This is a genomic window from Phytobacter sp. V69 (genome assembly GCF_965644215.1).
Lineage (GTDB): Bacteria > Pseudomonadota > Gammaproteobacteria > Enterobacterales > Enterobacteriaceae > Phytobacter.
The window spans coordinates 1-5,595 of sequence record NZ_CBFFRL010000251.1 but is presented as its reverse complement, the minus strand read 5'-3'; the positions used below and the strand labels follow the sequence as shown (position 1 = coordinate 5,595).

Sequence of the window (5,595 nt, the reverse complement as noted above, 5' to 3'; positions counted from 1 at the left end):
AGTCATGATAATAGGGCCTTCTGATTAGAAGGCCCTATTATCAATGATTTTTATCCTCGTGACGACACTATCTAATACCTCAGCGCGATTAACGGGAAGAGGTACTCTCTTTTTGTAGCGCGGTTTCGACTTTAAACGGGTCGATGCCGCGTTTTTGCATCCGCCAGAAACGAATGATGTTCAGACCATTTACCACAAGGAAACTGCCCTCAATCAGGGTGCCGCCAATCGACCCCAGCCACAGGTTATGCGTGACCCAGCAGGCGGTTGAACACCACATAACGCAGCGCACGGACAGCCCTTTGCAGCGAAACAGCGCCCAGGTACTGGCGACCGTACCAATAATCGGCAGCAGCTCGACCGGGTGGTGCAATTTGATCAAACCAAAAAACAGCGTCAATACAATAAAGACCGCCATGACCCACAGCTTGCGGGTATGCATGGAGATAATGGTACGTACGGCGTTGAGTTCTGCGCTCATGCCGGCAGGCAGTGCGCCCATCAGAAAGAAATGCGCGCCGATCGTGGCGCTGTAGAGGGAAAGCTGGAGCTTGAAACGCTTTTCGTCGCGGTTAATGAACGTGGTAATGCCGATGATAAATGCAAGTACACCAACGCCCTGGGCTAACCAATACGCGCTCATGGAAGATCCTTGTTAATGACACAAAAAGAAACGACGCTTCATAATATGAAACGTCGTTTTTAAATTCTACTGCTGTGTTACCCAAAAGATGTCGTGCTACAGCCTGGCGGCAAGTCCGGGAATCCCCGGAAGCTTACATACGTAAGTAACCGGGGTGAGCGGACGTAGCCAACACCGCTGTAGCGCGAAAGATGAAGGGTAACTTATAACGTTACGCCGCTCTTGAAGATAGCCAGCTCGCGGAACTCGTTGCGTTCATTGCAGGTCTGCTTGCCGTTGGCAAAATCCACGATCGCATCCACAAACTCGCTCAGCAGCAGCGGCATGGTTTTACCATGAATAAGCTGGCCCGCGTCGAAATCGATCCAGTGTTTTTTCTTCGCCGCCAGTTCGCTGTTGGTCGCAATTTTTACTGTTGGAACAAAGCCGCCGTAAGGGGTGCCGCGGCCGGTACTGAACAGCACCATGTGGCAACCCGCCCCCGCCAGTGCGCTGGTGGCAACCGCATCGTTGCCCGGCGCGCTCAACAGGTTGAGACCGTGGGTTTTCAGGCGTTCGCCATAACGCAGCACGTCAACCACCTGGCTGGCACCCGCTTTTTGAGTACAGCCCAGTGATTTCTCTTCCAGCGTAGTGATACCGCCCGCTTTGTTACCCGGCGATGGGTTTTCGTAGATCGGCTGATTGTGCGCGATAAAGTACTGTTTGAAATCGTTCACCATGGTGACCGTCTTCTCAAAAGTCTCTTCGTCGCGGCAATGGCTCATCAGAATTTGTTCTGCACCAAACATTTCCGGCACTTCGGTCAATACCGTGGTGCCGCCGTTACCGATAATGTAGTCAGAGAAACGGCCCAGCATCGGGTTCGCAGTGATCCCGGAAAGGCCATCTGAACCACCACACTCCAGACCAAATTTCAGCTCGCCCAGTTTACCTGGCTCGCGCTTGTCGTGGCGCATGGCTTCGTACAATTCGTACAGATGCTCAATGCTCGCTTCCACTTCGTCGTCCTGGTGTTGGCAGATCATAAAGTGGACGCGGGACGGATCGTATTCGCCCAGCGTTTCGCGGAACGCATCCACCTGGTTGTTTTCGCAGCCCAGACCGATAACCAGCACCGCGCCCGCATTCGGGTGACGCACCATGTTTTGCAGCATGGTACGGGTGTTAATGTGGTCATCGCCCAACTGTGAGCAACCGTAGGTGTGGCTAAACAGGTGCACGCCGTCGATATCTTCGGCATTTTTCGTCTCTTTCAGAAAACGGGTCTGGATTTGACGGGCAATGCCGTTAACACAGCCCACCGTCGGCAGGATCCACAGTTCGTTGCGAACCCCAACCTCCCCGTTTGCACGGCGGTAGATCTGTACTTCACGATCGGCCGCCGGTGCATTTTCATCAACGAGATCAGGTTGATAGCTATACTCATCCAAATCGCTCAGATTGGTACGCGCATTGTGAGAATGGATATGTTCGCCTGCGGCGATATCCGTTGTCGCGTGGCCAATAGGCAGGCCATATTTCACGACGTTTTCACCTTGCGGGATGGCCTGCAGAGCAAATTTATGCCCGCGCACCACGGCCTGGCGAAGCAGAACCTCATGACCGTCAACAACAACTACTGTGCCTTCGGCGAGATCCGCCAGCGCTACCGCGACATTATCCAGCGAGTGGATCTTGATGTATTGCATATCAACCTCAAACGGCCTAGTTCAGTTCAATCGCGAAGTAATCACGCGCATTGTTAAAGCAGATATTTTTCACCATCTCGCCCAGCAGTTGGATATCTGCCGGTGCTTCGCCTGCATGTACCCAGCGGCCGATCATCTGGCACAGGATACGGCGGAAGTATTCGTGACGGGTGTAAGACAGGAAGCTGCGGCTGTCGGTCAACATGCCCACAAAGCGACTCAGCAGACCGAGCTGCGCCAGTTGGGTCATCTGACGTTCCATACCGTCTTTCTGGTCGTTGAACCACCAGCCGGAACCGAACTGCATCTTGCCTGGCATCCCTTCGCCCTGGAAGTTACCGATCATGGTGCCCAGCACTTCGTTATCGCGCGGGTTCAGGCAGTAAAGGATGGTTTTCGGCAGCAGATTTTCTTCATTCTGCTTGCTAAGTAATTTCGACAACTCTTCCGCAAGCGGACGGTCGTTGATGGAGTCAAAGCCCACATCCGGCCCGAGCAGGTTGAACTGACGCAGGTTGTTATTACGCAGCGCACCGATGTGGTACTGCTGTACCCAACCGCGACGGGCATATTCCGCGCCGAGGAACACCAGAAAGGCGGTTTTGAACTGCGCCACTTCATGCTGGCTTAAGTTTTCACCCGCAAGACGGCGTGCAAGGATGCTGTCGAGTTCGGCATCGCTGGCTTCGGCGAACAACACAACGTCAAGCGCGTGGTCCGATACCTTACAGCCATGTGCTTCAAAATGATCCAGGCGTTTCGCCAGAGCAGTTTGCAGATCCGTAAAGCGGCGGATATCAGTGTCAGACACTTCACCCAGCTTGCTCATGTAGTCGTTAAACGTGGCCAGTTCAATGTTGAACGCTTTGTCCGGGCGCCAGCTCGGCAGCACTTTGATGGAGAAGGTGGTGTCTTTAGCGACGGCAGCGTGATGCTCCAGAGAATCGATCGGATCGTCAGTGGTACCGACCATCTTCACATTCATCTGCTGCATGATTCCGCGGGCGGTGAATTTATCCTGCGCCAGCAGTTCGTTGCCCAGATTCCAGATTTCGTCCGCCGTGGACGGAGAAAGCAGCTTACCTGTAATACCAAATGGGCGACGAAGCTCTAAATGGGTCCAGTGGTATAACGGGTTACCGATCGTATGCGGTACGGTTGCGGCCCATGCGTCAAACTTCTCGCGGTCGCTCGCATCGCCTGTACACAGGCGTTCCGGCACACCATTGGTGCGCATTGCGCGCCATTTGTAGTGGTCACCTTTTAACCAGATGTCATACAGGTTTTTGAAGCGGTAGTTATCTGCGATCTGCTGTGGAGGCAGGTGGCAGTGGAAATCAAAAATCGGTTGGTCTTTCGCATAGTCGTGGTACAGGCGGCGTGCGAATTCGGTGTCTAGCAGAAAATCTTCGGTCATAAACGGGGTCATTATCGTCTTCCTCTCAACGAGTGCGTCTGATGCTTACCTTAATGCTGACAAAGTTATCACACCAATTTCTAGTAGCCGAAGACTTTTTCGTGAGTTAGATCAATAAACGATGACAAATATTTACAAGATTGCGCATAAAAATCACCGTCAGACCGCGCCAGGACTGGCCTTGTGCCGCAAAGTTAAAGACCACACAAAGAAAAACACTTTTGTGATGTCACTCACCTTTTAAAGTTGTATGACAAGTTATCTTTCTGCCGTCGAATACATAAGCCGACGGAATGCATTGTCGATGATTAATAAATCTTCGGCCCTTACGGTACGGATACCGAATTGAGCACGTTGAATAGCAAGGTTCGGGTTGTTCCGGTTTTTGCCGGTTACGCCCTCCGTTTCCACCTCCCGACCGCAACCGGCAGGTGACCGCGCTAGCGGGATTAACATAACGATGAGGTTTACATGCGTAAAATTAAAGGGTTACGTTGGTACATGATAGCGCTGGTGACGATAGGCACCGTGCTGGGTTACTTGACGCGTAACACGATTGCTGCGGCAGCGCCTACGCTGATGCAAGAGTTGAATATCTCCACACAGCAATACTCCTATATTATTGCAGCCTACTCGGCGGCTTATACCATCATGCAGCCTGTGGCTGGTTATGTACTGGATATCCTGGGCACCAAGGTCGGCTACGCAGTCTTCGCCGTGACCTGGGCCATCTTCTGTGGCGCAACGGCGCTGGCAGGAAGCTGGGGTGGTCTGGCGCTGGCGCGCGGTGCCGTTGGTGCGGCAGAAGCGGCAATGATTCCGGCAGGCCTGAAAGCAGCGTCTGAATGGTTCCCGGCGAAAGAACGTTCTATCGCAGTAGGCTACTTCAACGTCGGTTCTTCTATTGGTGCGATGATTGCACCGCCGCTGGTCGTGTGGGCAATCGTCATGCACAGCTGGCAGCTGGCGTTCATTATCTCTGGCGTACTGAGCTTTGCCTGGGCAATGGCATGGTTGATTTTCTACAAACACCCGCGCGATCAGAAAAAACTGACTGAAGAAGAACGCGAATACATCATTGGTGGTCAGGAAGCACAGCACCAGACCTTCAATGGCAAAAAAATGTCCGTCCTGCAAATCCTCGGCACCCGCCAGTTCTGGGGTATCGCACTGCCGCGTTTCCTGGCTGAACCAGCATGGGGTACCTTCAACGCCTGGATTCCGCTGTTCATGTTCAAAGTCTACGGCTTTAACCTGAAAGAAATCGCCATGTTCGCCTGGATGCCAATGCTGTTCGCTGACCTGGGTTGTATCATCGGTGGTTACCTGCCGCCGCTGTTCCAGCGCTGGTTCGGAGTGAACCTGATTGTTTCCCGTAAAATGGTTGTCACCATGGGTGCACTGCTGATGATCGGCCCAGGCATGATCGGCCTGTTCACCAGCCCGTATGTTGCAATCGGCCTGCTGTGTATTGGTGGTTTCGCTCACCAGTCTCTGTCCGGTGCACTGATTACCCTGTCTTCCGACGTGTTTGGTCGTAACGAAGTGGCAACTGCGAACGGTCTGACCGGTATGGCGGCATGGACAGCAAGTACCATGTTTGCTCTGGTGGTCGGTGCGTTGGCTGACACCATCGGCTTTAGCCCGCTGTTCGCCGTGCTGGCTCTGTTCGACCTGCTGGGTGCGTTACTTATCTGGACGGTGCTGAAAAGTAAATCCGCCGATGAATTAGCGAAGGAAAGTGGGGTCGGCGGTACCGCGACGCAAAGCTAGATAGTGTCGTCACGAGGATAAAAATCATTGATAATAGGGCCTTCTAATCAGAAGGCCCTATTATCATGACT

General features: G+C 53.1%; 4 protein-coding genes. 1 reads left to right on the top strand and 3 read right to left on the bottom strand.

Annotated elements, in window-relative coordinates; all coding sequences use genetic code 11:
- Positions 1-88 precede the first annotated feature (88 nt).
- From ACSZPU_RS22735 to uxaC, 3 genes are all read right to left on the bottom strand, one after another.
- Positions 89-643, bottom strand: a complete 555-nt coding sequence (locus ACSZPU_RS22735) for a YgjV family protein (RefSeq protein ID WP_499003445.1) — start codon at positions 641-643, stop codon at positions 89-91.
- 203 nt (positions 644-846) lie between these two features.
- The gene (locus ACSZPU_RS22730) at positions 847-2,334 is read right to left on the bottom strand and encodes a UxaA family hydrolase (RefSeq protein WP_499003443.1); all 1,488 of its coding nucleotides are present in this window, start codon (positions 2,332-2,334) and stop codon (positions 847-849) included.
- Between the two features lie 16 nt (positions 2,335-2,350).
- Positions 2,351-3,763, bottom strand: coding sequence for a glucuronate isomerase (gene uxaC / locus ACSZPU_RS22725; RefSeq protein ID WP_499003441.1), 1,413 nt, complete (start codon positions 3,761-3,763; stop codon positions 2,351-2,353).
- Positions 3,764-4,222: 459 nt separating this feature from the next.
- On the opposite strand from uxaC, the gene ACSZPU_RS22720 reads away from it, so the two are divergent.
- Positions 4,223-5,524, top strand: a complete 1,302-nt coding sequence (locus ACSZPU_RS22720) for an MFS transporter (RefSeq protein ID WP_499003438.1) — start codon at positions 4,223-4,225, stop codon at positions 5,522-5,524.
- Positions 5,525-5,595 lie beyond the last annotated feature (71 nt).